This window comes from Bradyrhizobium erythrophlei, assembly GCF_900129425.1.
Lineage (GTDB): Bacteria > Pseudomonadota > Alphaproteobacteria > Rhizobiales > Xanthobacteraceae > Bradyrhizobium > Bradyrhizobium erythrophlei_C.
Map to the genome: position 1 here is coordinate 4,505,155 of NZ_LT670817.1, position 14,980 is coordinate 4,520,134.

16 protein-coding genes are annotated in these 14,980 nt (G+C 62.7%); 6 read left to right on the forward strand and 10 right to left on the reverse strand.

Going from position 1 to position 14,980, the window contains the following annotated elements:
• The first annotated feature begins 149 nt into the window (after positions 1-149).
• The 3 genes from B5527_RS21475 (at position 150) to B5527_RS21485 (ending at position 2,963) form a co-directional block, all read left to right on the forward strand.
• Positions 150-302, forward strand: a complete 153-nt coding sequence (locus B5527_RS21475) for a DUF1127 domain-containing protein (protein ID WP_016846063.1) — start codon at positions 150-152, stop codon at positions 300-302.
• Between the two features lie 89 nt (positions 303-391).
• Positions 392-1,825, forward strand: a complete 1,434-nt coding sequence (gene trmFO, locus B5527_RS21480; RefSeq protein ID WP_079603312.1) for a methylenetetrahydrofolate--tRNA-(uracil(54)-C(5))-methyltransferase (FADH(2)-oxidizing) TrmFO — start codon at positions 392-394, stop codon at positions 1,823-1,825.
• A 7-nt stretch (positions 1,826-1,832) separates the two neighbouring features.
• Positions 1,833-2,963: a serine/threonine protein kinase gene (locus tag B5527_RS21485; protein WP_079603313.1), complete on the forward strand. Its 1,131-nt coding sequence runs from the start codon at positions 1,833-1,835 to the stop codon at positions 2,961-2,963.
• A gap of 78 nt (positions 2,964-3,041) precedes the next feature.
• On the opposite strand, the gene B5527_RS21490 is transcribed toward B5527_RS21485, so the two are convergent.
• From B5527_RS21490 to yajC, 6 genes are all read right to left on the reverse strand, one after another.
• Positions 3,042-3,305, reverse strand: coding sequence for a hypothetical protein (locus B5527_RS21490; protein WP_079603314.1), 264 nt, complete (start codon positions 3,303-3,305; stop codon positions 3,042-3,044).
• Entirely contained in the window at positions 3,269-4,132 is an 864-nt protein-coding gene (locus tag B5527_RS21495; RefSeq protein WP_079603315.1) for a phytoene/squalene synthase family protein, read from the reverse strand. Before B5527_RS21495 ends, B5527_RS21490 begins: the two co-directional genes overlap by 37 nt.
• Positions 4,129-4,524 carry an Mth938-like domain-containing protein gene (locus B5527_RS21500; RefSeq protein WP_079603316.1) on the reverse strand — a complete coding sequence of 132 codons (396 nt, stop codon included), beginning with the start codon at positions 4,522-4,524 and terminating at the stop codon, positions 4,129-4,131. The genes B5527_RS21495 and B5527_RS21500 overlap by 4 nt, the downstream gene beginning before the upstream one ends.
• A gap of 42 nt (positions 4,525-4,566) precedes the next feature.
• Positions 4,567-5,589, reverse strand: coding sequence for a protein translocase subunit SecF (gene secF / locus B5527_RS21505; protein ID WP_079603317.1), 1,023 nt, complete (start codon positions 5,587-5,589; stop codon positions 4,567-4,569).
• 122 nt (positions 5,590-5,711) lie between these two features.
• Positions 5,712-7,310 (reverse strand): protein translocase subunit SecD, encoded by a 1,599-nt coding sequence (gene secD / locus B5527_RS21510; protein ID WP_079603318.1) that lies wholly within the window; start codon positions 7,308-7,310, stop codon positions 5,712-5,714.
• A 45-nt stretch (positions 7,311-7,355) separates the two neighbouring features.
• Positions 7,356-7,721 (reverse strand): preprotein translocase subunit YajC, encoded by a 366-nt coding sequence (yajC, locus tag B5527_RS21515; protein WP_079603319.1) that lies wholly within the window; start codon positions 7,719-7,721, stop codon positions 7,356-7,358.
• A 191-nt stretch (positions 7,722-7,912) separates the two neighbouring features.
• On the opposite strand from yajC, the gene B5527_RS21520 reads away from it, so the two are divergent.
• Both B5527_RS21520 and B5527_RS21525 read left to right on the forward strand, forming a co-directional pair.
• The gene (locus tag B5527_RS21520; RefSeq protein ID WP_245332678.1) at positions 7,913-8,869 is read left to right on the forward strand and encodes an ATP-binding protein; all 957 of its coding nucleotides are present in this window, start codon (positions 7,913-7,915) and stop codon (positions 8,867-8,869) included.
• A gap of 25 nt (positions 8,870-8,894) precedes the next feature.
• Positions 8,895-9,884, forward strand: coding sequence for an ABC transporter substrate-binding protein (locus B5527_RS21525; protein WP_079603320.1), 990 nt, complete (start codon positions 8,895-8,897; stop codon positions 9,882-9,884).
• A gap of 58 nt (positions 9,885-9,942) precedes the next feature.
• Here the strand turns inward: B5527_RS21525 and B5527_RS21530 are convergent, their stop codons facing one another.
• Both B5527_RS21530 and B5527_RS21535 read right to left on the reverse strand, forming a co-directional pair.
• Entirely contained in the window at positions 9,943-11,292 is a 1,350-nt protein-coding gene (locus B5527_RS21530) for a peptidoglycan DD-metalloendopeptidase family protein (protein WP_079603321.1), read from the reverse strand.
• 108 nt (positions 11,293-11,400) lie between these two features.
• Positions 11,401-12,051 (reverse strand): protein-L-isoaspartate(D-aspartate) O-methyltransferase, encoded by a 651-nt coding sequence (locus B5527_RS21535; RefSeq protein WP_154072892.1) that lies wholly within the window; start codon positions 12,049-12,051, stop codon positions 11,401-11,403.
• Positions 12,052-12,338: 287 nt separating this feature from the next.
• Between B5527_RS21535 and B5527_RS21540 the strand changes: the two genes are divergently transcribed.
• The gene (locus B5527_RS21540; protein WP_079603322.1) at positions 12,339-12,716 is read left to right on the forward strand and encodes a response regulator; all 378 of its coding nucleotides are present in this window, start codon (positions 12,339-12,341) and stop codon (positions 12,714-12,716) included.
• Between the two features lie 85 nt (positions 12,717-12,801).
• Here B5527_RS21540 and surE read toward each other — a convergent pair whose 3' ends face one another.
• The gene (gene surE, locus B5527_RS21545; protein WP_079603323.1) at positions 12,802-13,569 is read right to left on the reverse strand and encodes a 5'/3'-nucleotidase SurE; all 768 of its coding nucleotides are present in this window, start codon (positions 13,567-13,569) and stop codon (positions 12,802-12,804) included.
• Between the two features lie 432 nt (positions 13,570-14,001).
• The gene (locus B5527_RS21550) at positions 14,002-14,685 is read right to left on the reverse strand and encodes a Crp/Fnr family transcriptional regulator (protein ID WP_079603324.1); all 684 of its coding nucleotides are present in this window, start codon (positions 14,683-14,685) and stop codon (positions 14,002-14,004) included.
• Positions 14,686-14,980 lie beyond the last annotated feature (295 nt).

Genomic DNA, 14,980 nt, shown 5'->3' on the forward strand with positions numbered 1-14,980 from the left:
GAAAGATTAATCATTCCTTGCCTTCGTTATGCGCTGAGCACCTAGCTGCACCGCACCATTTGTACTTCCGCGATAGGGAACATTGCCCTATATTCATTTCAACGATGAGGCTCCCTCAAGAGCTGAATCAAAGAATCAGGAGATTACCCATGTTGCTCTCGCTCATCCGCATGATCCAGGCGTTCCGGGACTATCAGCGCAATGTCAGCGAACTGTCCCAGCTCAGCGATCGCGAACTGGCCGATATCGGTCTTGATCGCTCGGACATTCCGCGCGTTGCAGCCGGTACCTATAACGGCTGATCCGTTTTATTTAACCGACTGCCGAACGGATAACGCCCGCCTCGCCGCGGGCGTTGTCGTATCTGCCGCTACGCGCTACGTCTGTGGCTATGACAGGCAGCAAATCCTCTTCTGAACCCGTGCATATCGTCGGCGCGGGCCTCGCCGGCTCGGAAGCGGCCTGGCAGGTCGCCAGGTCAGGCGTCCGCGTTGTCCTGCACGAGATGCGCCCCGGCCGGATGACCGAAGCCCATCGCACCGATGGGCTCGCCGAACTGGTATGCTCCAATTCGTTCCGCTCCGACGACGCCGCCAACAACGCCGTCGGGTTGCTGCATGCCGAGATGCGCCGACTGGGTTCGGTGATCATGGCCGCCGCCGACGCCAACCAGGTTCCGGCTGGCGGCGCATTGGCGGTCGATCGCGACGGATTTTCCGCTGCCGTCACCAAGGCCCTGCACGACCATCCCCTGATCGAAATTCACCGCGGCGAAATCGACGGACTGCCGCCGGCGGACTGGCGCAACGTCATCGTTGCGACCGGGCCTTTGACCTCAGCGCCGCTGGCGGAGGCGATTCGCGAACTCACCGACGAGAACGCGCTGGCGTTCTTCGATGCGATCGCGCCCATCGTGCACCGGGATTCCATCGACATGTCGGCGGCGTGGTTTCAGTCGCGCTACGACAAAATGGGCCCTGGCGGCACTGGAGCCGATTACATCAATTGCCCCATGAACAAGGAGCAATATGACGCCTTCGTCGAAGCGCTGATCGCCGGCGAGAAGACCGACTTCAAGGAGTGGGAAACCAGCACCCCCTACTTCGACGGCTGCCTGCCGATCGAGGTGATGGCCGAGCGCGGCCGCGAGACGCTGCGGCATGGGCCGATGAAGCCGGTCGGGCTCACCAATCCGCACGATCCGACGGTGAAGGCCTATGCGATCGTGCAGTTGCGCCAGGACAACAAGCTCGGCACGCTTTACAACATGGTCGGTTTCCAGACCAAGCTGAAGCACGGCGCGCAGCAGCGCGTCTTCCGCAGCATTCCCGGGCTCGAGAACGCCGAATTCGCCCGGCTTGGCGGCCTGCACCGCAACACCTTCCTCAATTCGCCGAAGCTGTTGGACACGCAGTTGCGGTTGCACGCGCAGCCGCGGTTGCGCTTCGCGGGTCAAATGACCGGCTGCGAGGGCTACGTGGAATCCGCCAGTATCGGATTGATCGCCGGCCTCTATGCGGCGGCCGACGCATGCTCGACGTCGCTGGCGCCCCCGCCGGCGACGACCGCGCTCGGATCGCTGCTCGGCCACATCACCGGCGGTCATATCGAGACCATCGACGCCGGTGCACGCTCATTCCAGCCGATGAACATCAATTTCGGGCTATTCCCGCCGCTCGCCACGCCGCCCACCAAAAATCCTGACGGCACTCGGCTGCGCGGCAACGAAAAGACCGTTGCGAAGCGACAGGCGATCAGCGCCCGAGCACTGTGCGATCTGGACCGCTGGATTACCGACAGCCTGCACCACGCAGCGGCGGCGTGAGCATTTCATGAGCCTGCCCAGAGACGACGCCGCGGTGCTGTCGGCGCGATGGACCGAAGGCGTATTGCTGAAGCGCGACGTATTTTCCACCGTCGAGCGCGGCCGCTATCGCAGCGAGGCCGGCGAAGTCGATGCGGTGCTGCGCCGGCTCGACCAAGTGCCGTGGTGGTCTTACCTTCCGGCGCGCCATCTGTTCGCGCGCGAGCGCCGGGCGCTGGCGCTGGCGCGCGGCCTGCATGTCGGTCCGGAGCTGCTTTGGGCCGGTCGCGAGGCCCTGGTGCGGGGCTTCATCGACGGGGTGGCATTGCATCTGGCCAAGCCGTTCGGCGACGTCGCCTATTTCAATTCCGCCAAGCAGGCACTGCGGCGGCTCCATCGCGCCGGCATCTGTCATAATGACCTCGCCAAGGAACAGAATTGGCTGCGCGGCAGCGACGGCCGGGCCTACGTCACCGATTTTCAACTGGCGGCCTGCTTCAAAACCCGTGGCCGGCTGTTCCGGATTGCGGCTTACGAGGATCTGCGGCACCTCCTCAAGCACAAACGCAGCTACGCGCCGGACGCGCTGACGCCGAAGGAACGCCAAATTCTAGCACGCAAATCGTTTGTCGCCAGCATCTGGCTTAAGACCGGCAAGAAGGTCTACCGCGCCATCACCCGCGGGCTCTTTAATTTCACCGATCGCGAAGGCGGCGGCCGGCGGCTGGTCAATGACGCCCCTCTTCTGATCGATCTGATCAGGAAAAATCCGGGCGTCCGCGATACCGCCATCGTCGCATTCGCCGACCGGCGCACCGGCGTCGGGCTCTATGCCTTCGTCGAGGCCGACCAGACCGCGCTCGAAGCGCAACTGCGCAACGAACTCGCCGCGGCGAAGGGCCCCAAACCGCCCGAGCATATCCAGGTGGTGCAGGCATTACCGCGCGACAGCGCCGGGAAACCTCGTACCGAGATCCTGCAACTGGTCGCCATGAACCAGCTGGACCTGATCGAGCCGATGATGACGAGCGCGGCAGATCGCGCGTTCCTGAAAAACATTCTGGAATCGCGCAAGAATTTGCGGGACCGGTTCAATTTCGAGGCGGCGGATTTGATGCCGCCTTCGTCAACCGATGTCATCACCCGCGAAGGCGGGTGATCCAGTATTTCAGAACCCGTGATGGAATCGAGAGGCCGCAGCGATACCCGTTTCGCGGGTACGACGCCCCCTAGATAATCACCGGCCCGGCTTCTTGATGCAAACCGGATCGCCCTTGGCTTGTACGGTACAGTCCCAGTCCGGCCCGAATCCCGCATTGGCCCTGCGCTGCTGAATGTCCGGGAAATAGATCACAACAACAGCGAAGAGGCTCACAAGGATCAGCAAGGCCAATACGACGGCCGCAATGCCGTTCCGGTCCGGATTCCACTGCAGCCATTTCATCGGCGAACGATAGCACACCGTCATGTTCGAAAGGGCCGCGACCGCGACGCCCGCCACAGCGTCCACAAGGTCCGAAACCTCGATGTAACGTGCGGCATGAACGGATCGCTGTCCGCGCGCGACATCCGTTCGAGTTCGCGGGCGACCAGTGCCAGCGGCAGGAACACCGGCCTCGCCTCCGGCGGCACGCTCGCAAGCAGGGCGAAAGCCGTCCGCAAATGCTCGCGCGCCTCGCCGATCAGCTGATCCAATGCCCTGCGCAGTTTTGGGGTCTGCCTGCCCGCGAACACTTCATCCATGCCGCTGCCGTGGCTATCGAGCAATTGCAGCGGCACGAATAATTGACGCCGCGAGGCGTCCAGCGGCAACGCCGCCATCACTTGGGCAAGGCCTTGCGCCAATCCGGCGTGACGCGCGAGGTGATCGATCTCGTCGGATGGCCCGCCCATGATCCCGGCGCCGAGCGAAAACAGCGCCGATGAGGTGTCGTTGATGTAGCCTTCCAGCGCCGCCATGGTCGGCATCGGATCGTTGTAGAGATCGAACTGATGCTCGTCGATCAACCGGGACAGTCGCTCGACCGGCAGAGGCCAGTTGTGGATCGCCAGCTTGAGTTCGGCTGCCACCGGATTGCCTTCGACGCCGCCGTGGCCGGCCCCCGCGAGCATATCGGTCCACCATTGCAGGCGGACCTCGCCGGGCAGCGGCTGGCTAACGAGTTCGCGGACGCGGGAAATCTCGACGTTGAAGGCATAGATCGCCAGCAGCGCGCGGCGTTGGGCAGCCGGCACGAACAGCGTCGATGCATAGCGGATAAAATCATGGGTCCGCACCAGCTCGGCGCAAAAGCCGGCGGACGCCTTACCGTCGTCCGCGCCGTTCATGGCACCGCGATCAGCGCCGCCGCGACGCGCCGCCGTTCGCCGATCATGATGTTGTAGGTGCGAATCGCAGGACCGGTCTGCATCGCGTCCAGTACCACCGTGACCCGGCGCAACGCCTCACGAAGTGCCGCCGGGGGCAGCCAGACGTCGGTGCCGGTGCCGATGATAAGCGTATCGATGCCGTTGGCGGCGGCGAAGACTTGCTCCAGCGAGGTCCTGTCGATCTCTTCCGGCCGGGTCACCGGCCAGGCCCAGATCGCATCCGGCAGGCACAGCAATGAACCGCGATGCGACATCCCGGCGAAGGCAAAGCCGCCCTTGCCGTAAGCCTCGATCGGCGCCGACCTCGGAAGATGCGGAGCATCCGAGCCGCTCGTTGGCTGCTGGGGCATGATCTTGTCCCGAAGACAGATCCCGCTTTTCGGGATCACGCTCTACTTTTTCGACGGCTTTTCCGGCTTCGACGGCTTTTCCGGTGCGTCGGCCCGGTGGTTGCCGACTCCGAGATAAATCAGGATCGGCGCCGCGATGAAGATCGAGGTATAGGTGCCGACCAGCACCACGCCGAACAACATCACCGCGGTAAAGCTGTGAATGGCGTTGCCGCCGAACAACAACAGCGCCAGCAATGCCAGTGACACCGTGACGTGGGTGATGATCGATCGCGACAGCGTCGAGTTGATCGACTCGTTGAGCAGTTCCGGCATCGGCATTTTCTTGTAACGCCGCAGCATTTCGCGGATCCGGTCGTAGATCACGACGGTGTCGTTGAGCGAATAGCCCAGGATTGTCAAAAGCGCCGCGATGCTGGTGAGATCGAAATCGACCTGCGAGATCGACATGAAACCGATCGTCAGCACGATGTCGTGGACGTTGGCGATCATGGCTCCCAGCGCGAACTGCCATTCGAACCGGAACCAGAGATAGATCAGAATCGCAAAGATCGCGAGCATCAGGCCGAGCATGCCGTAGGCCAGCAACTCCCCGGAAACACGCGGTCCCACCACTTCCACGCGGCGATATTCGACGGCGTCGCCGAGCGCGCCGCGAACCTTCGCCACCGCCTCCTGCTGTGCGGCGTCGCCACCAGGCTGTTCCGCGACCCGGATCAGCACCTCCTCGGGACCGCCGAACTGCTGCAACTGCACATCGCCCAGGCCCAGGCCGCCCAGGGTCGCGCGCATCGAGGCGATGTCGGCCGCGCCGGATTTGGCGCGCACTTCCAGCAGCGTGCCGCCCTTGAAATCGATGCCGAAGTTCAGCCCGTGGGTGAAGAACAGCGTGATCGCGACAATCGAGAGCGCCGCCGAAATCGGAAAACTGATGCGGCGAAACCGCGTGAAATCGAAATGCGTATTGTCGGGCACGATCCGCAGCGACGGCAACAGGCCGAGGCAGCTGACCACGGTCAGCACGGCAATGAGGATGCCCAGCCCTATGAGAACCAAATGTGTCACAGCCGGCTCCGCATTCTCCGCGCGAACATGATCCAGCTACATTGGATCATGTTCGGCACTCTATTTTCCTTTGGGGGCATGATCTTCTCCGAAAACCGGTGGCCACGTTTCGGGATCTTGCCCTAGATCGGCACGCTGTGCGGCCGCTTCCACCGCACCCAAGTCGCCACGATCAGGCGAGTAAGGGTAAAGGCGGTAAAAACCGTCGTGATGATGCCGATGCCGAGCGTCACGGCGAAGCCGCGCACCGGGCCGGTGCCGATATAGAACAGCACGGCGGCGGCGATGAAGGTAGTGATGTTGGAATCCAGGATCGTCGACAGCGCCCGCTTGAAACCGGCATCGATAGCGGAAATCGCGTTGCGTCCACCGCGCAACTCCTCGCGGATACGCTCGTAGATCAGCACGTTGGAGTCGACCGCGATACCGACCGTCAGCACGATGCCGGCGATGCCGGGCAGCGTGAGTGTCGCGTTCAACAGCGACAGCACGCCGAAGATCATCGCGACGTTGATGGCGACCGCGATGTTGGCGAACACCCCGAACAGCCGGTAGGTCAGGAGCATGAACACGATGACCATGATCGAACCGACATAGGCCGCGAGTTCGCCTTTCTCGATCGAATCCTGGCCGAGCCCCGGTCCGACGGTGCGCTCCTCGATGATCGTCAGCGGCGCAGGCAGCGCGCCGGCGCGCAGCAGGATCGCCAGATCATTGGCCGCCTGCACCGTAAAGCTGCCGGAAATCTGGCCGGACCCGCCAGTGATCGGCTCGCGGATCACGGGCGCCGAAATCACCTCGTTGTCGAGCACGATCGCGAAGGGCTGGCCGACATTCTCCGAAGTTGCCTGCGCGAACTTGCGCGAGCCGGAGCTATTGAAGCGGAAACTGACGATCGGTTCACCCGTGCGCTGGTCGAAGCCCGGCTGTGCGTCGGTCAAATCGGCGCCGGAGACCAGGACCTGCTTCTTGACCACATAAGGCACCTTCGGCGACGTCGAACTCATCAGCACTTCGGAGTCCGGGGGCACCCTGCCCTGCAGCGCCTGGTCTGGCGACACTGTGGTGTCGACCATGCGGAATTCCATCTTGGCGGTCTTGCCCAGAATGGCCTTAAGCTGGGTCGGGTCTTGCAGACCCGGAACCTGCACCAGAATGCGATCGGTCCCCTGCCGCTGGATCAGCGGTTCGACGGTGCCGAGTTCGTTGACGCGGCGCTCGACGATCTGGATCGACTGCTCGATGGTCTGGCGGATGCGGTCGTTGATGGCGGCCTGCGGCACCGACAGACGGATCAGACCGCCGCCGGCGTCGCTGACTTCAAGGCTGCGCTGCCCGTTCGAGCCGAGCAAGCCGCCGAGCGGCTGCGACAGGTCGCGCAGTTTGGCGAGCGCGTTCTGCAGATCGGTATCCTTGACGTGAACCTCGACGCTATCGGGGCGCGCCGCGAGGCCGGTATAGCCGATCTTGGCCTCGCGCAGCACCCGGCGGACGTCGTCGCGCACCTGGTCGAGCTTTTCCTTCTTGACGTAGTTGGAGTCGACTTCCAGCAGCAGATAAGAACCGCCTTGCAGATCGAGGCCGAGCACCAGCCGCCGCTGCGCCCATGCCGGCCAGCCCTTGACGGTCGATTCCGGAAAGAAGTTTGGAACGGCGCAAAGACACACCAGCAACGCCCCAAGGACGATCGCCAGCGCCTTCCACCGCGTGAAATACAACATCGAGTTGACCCGTCAGATCCAGGGAGAATGCGGCGCGTAAAAAAGCTAGCTCGCGGACGTCTCGTCCTTGGCGGTGTCAGCTTTTTCCTTGGCCGGTTCACCCTTGGCGCGCACGCCCGAGATCATCTGCCGCATTTGCCGCACCCGGACCCCGTCGGAGATTTCGAATTCGATCTGGTCGTCGTCGACCACTTTCGTGACCTTGCCGACGAGGCCACCCGTCGTCACCACGGTGTCGCCGCGCCGGATGTTCTTTACGAGTTCGGCGTGGTCCTTCACCTTCTTCTGTTGCGGCCTCAGAATCAGGAAATACATGATCACAAAGATCAGGGCGAACGGCAGCAGCGACATCAACATGCTGTTGGTATCCCCGCCAGCGGCGGCCTGGGCATACGCCGGAGTAATCAGCATTCGGACAATCCTTACGAAACGGGAATGAACCGGCGACGCATCCGCGTCAGCCCGGTCCGGGTAAATTCGCGCGGACTATAGCGGCCGCGGTCCCAATTGCAACGCTGCCAAACCCCTCATTTGGCCTTCCCTTGAGTGGCTTGCGGCTCACCAAAAGGCCCGATATGGCTGCATGGTCAGGAACCCCAGAGATGTCGAAAATAACTCGAAAAACAAGCCCCCGCGTCTCGCGGAAATCGCCGATAACCGCGGCAAAACGCCCGGCAGCGTCCTCCGAACATGACACCGCCGACAGAATCGCGCGGGCGCTGGAAGCTATCGCGGCGCAGCTGTCCACCGCGTCGCCAGCCTCAGCCGCCGCCGGCTCGTTCGGCAGCGCCGATGCGTTCGTCTGGCACCCCGACGGACGGCTGGCGCCGGTGCCGCGCGTCAGCCGCGTCGATCTCGGCCTGCTCAGGGGTATCGAGCACGTGCGCGACATCCTGATCGAGAATACCGTGCGCTTCGCCGACGGCCTGCCCGCCAACAATGCGCTGTTGTGGGGCGCGCGCGGCATGGGCAAATCCTCGCTGGTGAAGGCGGCGCATGCCAGCATCAATATCGATCGCAAGCCGGCCGAGCGCCTGAAGCTGATCGAGATTCACCGCGAGGATATCGAGAGCCTGCCGGCATTGATGGACCTGCTGCGCAGCTCTGATTTCCGCTTCATCGTGTTCTGCGACGATCTGTCGTTCGACGGCAACGACGCCTCCTACAAATCCCTGAAGGCAGTGTTGGAAGGCGGCATCGAGGGGCGCCCCGACAATGTGATCCTGTACGCTACCTCCAACCGCCGGCACCTCCTGGCGCGCGAAATGATCGAAAACGAGCGCTCTACCGCGATCAATCCCGGCGAGGCGGTCGAGGAAAAGGTGTCACTCTCGGACCGCTTCGGATTGTGGCTCGGCTTTCACCGCTGCAGCCAGGACGAATATCTGGCGATGGTGAAAGGCTATTGCGGCCATTTCGGCATCAATCTCGAGGAAGCCGAACTGGAGCGTGAAGCGCTGGAATGGTCGACCACGCGTGGCTCACGCTCAGGCCGCGTCGCCTGGCAGTTCACCCAGGAATTGGCAGGGCGGCTGGGTGTAAGGCTGAGCGGGAATTAAGCATAACGCCAGTCAGGTTGCTGTCATGAAGCGCCGCACGGTCCTTGCAGGAATTGCCGCCACGCTTGCGCCGCGCGCCCTAGTTGCTCAGACGCCAGGACGCGCGGCGCCGTACCGCCTCGGCGTGCTCATGGGCAATCTCGCCAACGACCCGGTGGGACAGGCCTACGTCGCGTCCCTGCTGCAGGGCCTCCGCGCACTCGGCTGGCAAGAGGGAGGAAATATGCGCGTTGAATGGCGCTGGACCGGCGGCGACGCCGCGCTTTTCGATCGCTACGCGGCAGAACTGGTCGCGTTCGGCCCCGACGTGTTGCTCGCACAGGCCAGCCCGTCCGTCGTGGCGCTGCGGCGGAAGACCAACACGATCCCGGTCGTGTTTACGATGGTCACCGATCCCGTCGGCCAGGGCTTTGTCGGAAACCTGGCGCATCCGGGCGGCAACGTTACCGGCTTTAGCGACTTCAACGCGCTGATGGCCGGCAAATGGCTGCAGATGCTGACGCAAGTCGCGCCGCCCGTCGCGCGCGTGGCTGTCCTGTACAATCCCGCCACCGCGCCCTATGCCGGCCTGATGATGGACGCCATCGAGGATGCCGCGCCTTCCTTTGCCATAACGGCGCGAACCGCGCCGTGTCACGACGACGCCGAGATCGAGTCAGTGATAGCGGAGCTTGCGCGGGAGCACGGTGGATTGCTGGTTTTGACCGATATTTTCACCATCGTGCACCGCGACGCCATCCTCGCATCCGCCGCGCAACATCGCCTGCCTACCGTCTACTTCGCACGATCGTTCACCGTGGCCGGCGGACTGATGTCCTATGGCGTCGACTATGCCGACCTTTTCCTTCGCTCGGCCCTCTACATCGATCGTATCCTGAAGGGCGCCAGCCCACGCGATTTGCCGGTCCAGCAGCCAACCAAGTTCGAACTCGTGATCAATCTCAGAACGGCCAAGGCGCACGGCATCGACTTATCCACGACGCTGCTGGCCACCGCGGACCAAGTGATCGAGTAAGGCAACGAATACTGCGGGGCAGCATGACGAACGCTGCGTCGCTTCCGAGACCCAGATCTCACGCCCCGTTGAGGAACTGAAGCGGGTCAACCGGGGTAGATCCCTTGCGGATCTCGAAGTGAAGTTGCGGCGACCCCACCTCGCCCGACTGACCCGATTTGGCAATGACTTGGCCGCGCTTAATCGTGTCGCCGCGCTTCACCAGCAATTCACTCGCATGGGCATACGCGGTGACGTAACCGTTGGCGTGCCGAATCAGAACCAGATTGCCGTACCCCTTGAGCTCATTTCCGGAATAGGCGACCACGCCGTCCTCCGCCGCCTTCACCGGCGTGCCTTCCGGCACTGCCAGATTGATGCCGTCGTTCGCCTTGCCGTTGGTCTTGGCGCCGTAGCTCGTGATCACCTTGCCGCGCACCGGCCAGCGGAATGTCGGCAGCGCACCGGTTGCTTCGGAGGCTTTGACCGGGGCTTCGGCTGGCGCATCTTCGACCTTCATCGTGGCCTGCGCCAGGCGCGCGGTTTGCTGGGGACCGCCGGCCGCCGCTGCCGTTTTGGTCGCGGGCGGTGTCAATGCAGCAGCGGGCTGCGCGGCGGCCACAGCCACCGGCACAGCCGGGGCGACCGCCGCGGTTTTCGCGCCCGGGACGGTCAGCTTGGCGCCGAGCTTGAGTTTCGCGGTAGGCTTGAGGTTATTGGCTTTGGCGAGTTGGGCCACCGACACGTGGTTGTGACGCGCGATGCTCAGCAATGTATCGCCGCGATTGACGAAATGTATCGACGGCGCCGCTCTGACGGCGGCGACCGGCTTGCTGGCCGGCGCGGCCAATGCCGGAGCAAGGGCAGCAACACCCGCGGTTTGATGCGGAATGATCAGTTGCTGGCCCGGCGACAGGGCGCGCGGCCCCTTGTAACCATTGGCCTGCAGGATCGCGGCGGACGAAACATTGTAACGACGCGCCAGCGTCTCCAGCGTGTCGCTGGTGCCGACGATGATCGTGGTGCCTTGTGCCGGGCCGTGAACCGCAGCGACCGAGCGCGGCGCGACCGTACCGGTGCTCTCGATCGGATGCTTCGGCGGTTCGTAAGAGGCGAGCCCGCGCCCTCCCCCGGAAACACCGCTGCTCGCCGTCGGATAAGACTGCGGAGCTGCGATCGGCGGCGGCAGGGCCTGCGACTGGTATTGCGATTGCGGCCGCGAATATTGCGGAAGTTCGCGGCGCTCGACGGCGGGCGCCGGCACCGAGCCGGTGGCCTCCGGTTGCGAGTCAAAGGGATTGGAGAAGGGGTTTTGCGAAAGCCGCGTCGACATGTCGGCGCTGCAGCCGCCAAAACCGATCGATATCAGCGCCAGCACCGCGACGTGCGGTGCGCGGCGCGAGCAAAGCAACTCGACGACACGGGACATGGTTACTCACTCGTACGCAACAAATCACTGTTTTGAGTAAACACCTCCCCAGTAAACAACCGCTTAAGCTTAAAAATAAGATGTTCGCCGGGCGGCCCGCCCCGGCTTCTACAGTTCGCGGGCAACGCCCGGCAGCGCTGGCACGAAGCGCACATCCACCAGCTCCTTGCGCTCGAAACCGGTCTCGGTCCTCAAGATGCGGACCAGGGTCTGGACGCCCTGCTGCGGCCCGACCGGCGCGATCAGCATGCCGCCGGGATCGAGCCGCTGCGTTAACCCTTCCGGAATCCGCTCCATCGCCGCGGTCACGATGATGCGGTCGAAACTGCCGGCGCTGGCGGGGATGTCGAAGCCGTCCCCCAGCACCACCTCGACATTGCCGCAACCGAGCTTCCTGAGTCGTGCCCGGGCACCGTCGGCCAGGGTCCGGTAACGCTCGATGGTCAGCACCTGGCTGCAAAGCCGCGACAGGATCGCGGCCTGATATCCCGAACCTGTGCCGATTTCGAGCACGCGATGATGCTTCTGCAGCTGTAGCTGCTCGGTCATGTAAGCCACCACGAATGGCTGACTGATGGTTTGCCCGCAGGCGATGCCGAGCGCGCTATCGCGGTAGGCATTGGCGCGATCGGCCACCTCCACGAACGCCTCGCGCGGAATCTCCTCCATGCTGCGAAGCACCGCCTGATCGCTGATCCCGCGCCGCCGCAGGGTGAGCTGAAACATCATCTTTTCCGGCGGATTCTGGCTGCTGGGCATGTCAATCTCGCGAACGCGCTGGCCTGGACAGTCTAGCGCGGCTGGGCCGGCCAAGTTGCTGCAATATGCGCTTTCCAATCTGGAGGAGAAATTTCCCCCAGAATCGGTGTTCCCGCTATGGAACCCGCCCTTTATCTTGGCGTTAAAGGACAGGGCGATCAATCCTCCTCAACTGCCCGCGACGGCCCGCAACTGCGGGCCACCGGGATTCGTTCGCACATGTTGACATTGCGCGCATCGGCGTTATTTGCGATCCTACGATCGTGGGAAGGGCAAGGACATCAATCATGACTGCGACGCGGCCGCCGGGCGGTTCTGTGTTCCTCGTTGAGGACGAGGTCATGATCAGAATGATGGTCGCCGACATGCTGGAGGAGCTTGGCTACAGCGTTGCGGCCGAGGCCGGCGAGATCAATGAGGCGATGAGACTGGCGCAGTGCACCGACTTCGACCTCGCGATTCTCGACGTGAACGTCAACGGCAAGGTAATTTCGCCGGTCGCCGAACTGATCCATGCCCGCAACCGGCCGTTCATCTTTGCGACCGGCTACGGCTCGTCGGGTCTTCCGGAAGAATACCGCGACCGCCCCGCGCTGCAGAAGCCGTTCCAGCTCGAAACGTTGGCGCGCATGATCGACTCGACGCTGAAGGGCGCGACGGTTTAGGTTTCAAGATCGAATTGATGGCGTCATCCTGAGGTACGAGCCCTTGCGGGCCTCGAAGGACGACGACCGCGAACTCGCCTCTCGCCTACTTCAGCGTCGCCGTCAGCGCCTGCGAGAACTCGTCGTCAGTGCGGTCGAGCCGCAGCGGCGTTACCGAAACACAGCGCGCCGCCAGTGCCGCGAGATCGGTCCCCTCCGTCGGCACATCGACCTGCGCCAGACGCTCGAACCCAATCCAGAAATATGGATTGCCGCGGCCGTCGCGGCGCTCGTCGACTTTCAGAAAACCGAGATTGCGCTTGCCCTGCCGCGTCACCCGCACGCCGGCGACGTCGTCGGGCGCGCAGGCGGGAAAGTTGACATTAATCACGGTATTCTTGGGTACACCGGCATCGATCACCTTGCGCAAAATCGGCGGCCCGAATTTCAGCGCCGTTTCCCACAGCGGCGCGCTGCGGGTCTCCATGCTGAATTCCTGCGACAGCGCAAACGACGGAATCCCCAAAATGGTGCCCTCCAGCGCTCCGGCGATGGTGCCGGAATAGACCACGTCTTCGGCGACGTTGCGGCCCTTGTTGACGCCCGACAGCACCAGGTCCGGCATGGTCTCGCCGAGGATGTGGCGCGCGCCCATGATGACGCAATCGGTCGGCGTGCCCCGCACCGCGAAATGACGCGGGCCGACCTCGCGCAACCGCAACGGATCGTTCAGCGACAGCGAATGCGAGACCCCGGACTGATCGAGTTCCGGGGCCACCACCCAGACGTCTTCGGACAGCGCACGCGCGATCTCCTCGACGATTTTCAGGCCGGGGGCGTGGATGCCGTCGTCGTTGGTACAGAGAATGCGCATCCGTTCAGCGCCCCTTTCGGTCGATTCCATCGCACGTCAAGGTGCCGTCTTATCCCTCCCGCGCCGTCGAGGCAAACCCGGCAATGTCAGGTCAAATGGCGTCCCGCCGGTGCTATTTGCGGCACCCGTGCCACGATCGGGCGAGTAGCAGCCACGACACTTTCTGCGCATCCTGCAAAGCCGCGATAGCTGAGATTATTTTGAGTTTTCATTTTGGGATGGCAAAGGGTTTGATCGTGACCCGCATTTCAGCCGCCGCCGCGATTTCGATTTGCTGGTGAGGTTTATCGATGAACGAACTCGCGATGAATTTTCTTTCCCAAAAGTTATTGAGCAGGGAAATCTCGAGGTCCTTGTCGTCGCGCGGGTTCTGCAGGACCGCCTCAGTCTACAGCGAATCTATTCAAGTCGTGAACCTGGTTGCTTTCCCCTCTACTCATCCTGTTGTATTTGAGGCTTGTCGCGCAGCACGGCATCCAGCAGCGAGGCGTGAACCTCGATTTTTCCGTTGTAGTCGATGAAGCCTTGTTTCCGGAATTTGTTCATGAAAAAACTCACGCGCGATCGGGTGGTGCCGATCATTTCCGCCAGGGTTTCCTGGCTGAGCGTGATCGGCTGCACGCCGTGTTCACCGCCGAAATTGGCGAGCAGCAGAAGCAGCCGCGCTAGCCGCCGTTCGCTGGAATTGAACAGCTGATCGATCAGGTCGTCCTCGATCCGGCTGTTTCGCGACAGCAGATGGGCGATAAAAAACGCGGAAAATTTCGGCTGTTTGCCAAGGGTCGCAAGCATTGCGCTCTTGGTGATCGAAGTGATCAGGCAATCTTCCATGGCCTGGCTTGTTGCGGTGCGCAGTGCCTCCCCCTCGAGACAGGCTTCGCCGAAAAACTGCCCTTCCGCGAAGATTCCAACCACCGCCTCCTTGCCGTGCTCAGACAGGACAGTGATCTTGACCTTGCCTTTCTGGATGAAAAGGATCGTGTCGGCGATATCGCCTTGCGCGTAAATCTTCTGGTTTTTCGCGTATCGCTCGATGGTTTTTCCTGCCCCGACTAAGCCTAGAAAAGCCCGGGGATCAAACGCGTCCTTGATCTGCATTTCCGACGTGTTGGACATGGTGTTGGTCCGTCATGAGGCCGGGAGCACAACACTCTCAATCACCCAATCACCGCTAAAACCGAAGGCGAGGTGATGCGCCAATATAATCCCTTTATGTCGGGTGTGCGACTCAAATCAGGGGCGCGGACAACTTGCGATTGTGTCGAGGCCTTCCCCGGCAACCGGCCCTGCGGGCGCAGCAAGACCGGGCGCATTTGGCTCAAAACCGCTTACGTTGGAGGCTTTAGCTCGCCGGCGAGTCAACCGCGGGCCTCTGAGGTCATGGGATCGCTCGATACCACCGTGGTTTCAA

Bases quoted from the DNA above. Each gene is read 5' to 3' on its own strand.
- B5527_RS21475 (WP_016846063.1), top strand. From the start codon at position 150: ATGTTGCTCTCGCTCATCCGCATGATCCAGGCGTTCCGGGACTATCAG.
- B5527_RS21485 (WP_079603313.1), top strand. From the start codon at position 1,833: ATGAGCCTGCCCAGAGACGACGCCGCGGTGCTGTCGGCGCGATGGACC.
- yajC (WP_079603319.1), bottom strand. From the start codon at position 7,721: ATGCTGATTACTCCGGCGTATGCCCAGGCCGCCGCTGGCGGGGATACC.
- B5527_RS21540 (WP_079603322.1), top strand. From the start codon at position 12,339: ATGACTGCGACGCGGCCGCCGGGCGGTTCTGTGTTCCTCGTTGAGGAC.
- B5527_RS21535 (WP_154072892.1), bottom strand. From the start codon at position 12,051: ATGCCCAGCAGCCAGAATCCGCCGGAAAAGATGATGTTTCAGCTCACC.
- B5527_RS21495 (WP_079603315.1), bottom strand. From the start codon at position 4,132: ATGAACGGCGCGGACGACGGTAAGGCGTCCGCCGGCTTTTGCGCCGAG.
- trmFO (WP_079603312.1), top strand. From the start codon at position 392: ATGACAGGCAGCAAATCCTCTTCTGAACCCGTGCATATCGTCGGCGCG.
- surE (WP_079603323.1), bottom strand. From the start codon at position 13,569: ATGCGCATTCTCTGTACCAACGACGACGGCATCCACGCCCCCGGCCTG.
- B5527_RS21530 (WP_079603321.1), bottom strand. From the start codon at position 11,292: ATGTCCCGTGTCGTCGAGTTGCTTTGCTCGCGCCGCGCACCGCACGTC.
- B5527_RS21525 (WP_079603320.1), top strand. From the start codon at position 8,895: ATGAAGCGCCGCACGGTCCTTGCAGGAATTGCCGCCACGCTTGCGCCG.
- B5527_RS21500 (WP_079603316.1), bottom strand. From the start codon at position 4,524: ATGCCCCAGCAGCCAACGAGCGGCTCGGATGCTCCGCATCTTCCGAGG.
- B5527_RS21550 (WP_079603324.1), bottom strand. From the start codon at position 14,685: ATGTCCAACACGTCGGAAATGCAGATCAAGGACGCGTTTGATCCCCGG.
- B5527_RS21520 (WP_245332678.1), top strand. From the start codon at position 7,913: ATGTCGAAAATAACTCGAAAAACAAGCCCCCGCGTCTCGCGGAAATCG.
- secD (WP_079603318.1), bottom strand. From the start codon at position 7,310: ATGTTGTATTTCACGCGGTGGAAGGCGCTGGCGATCGTCCTTGGGGCG.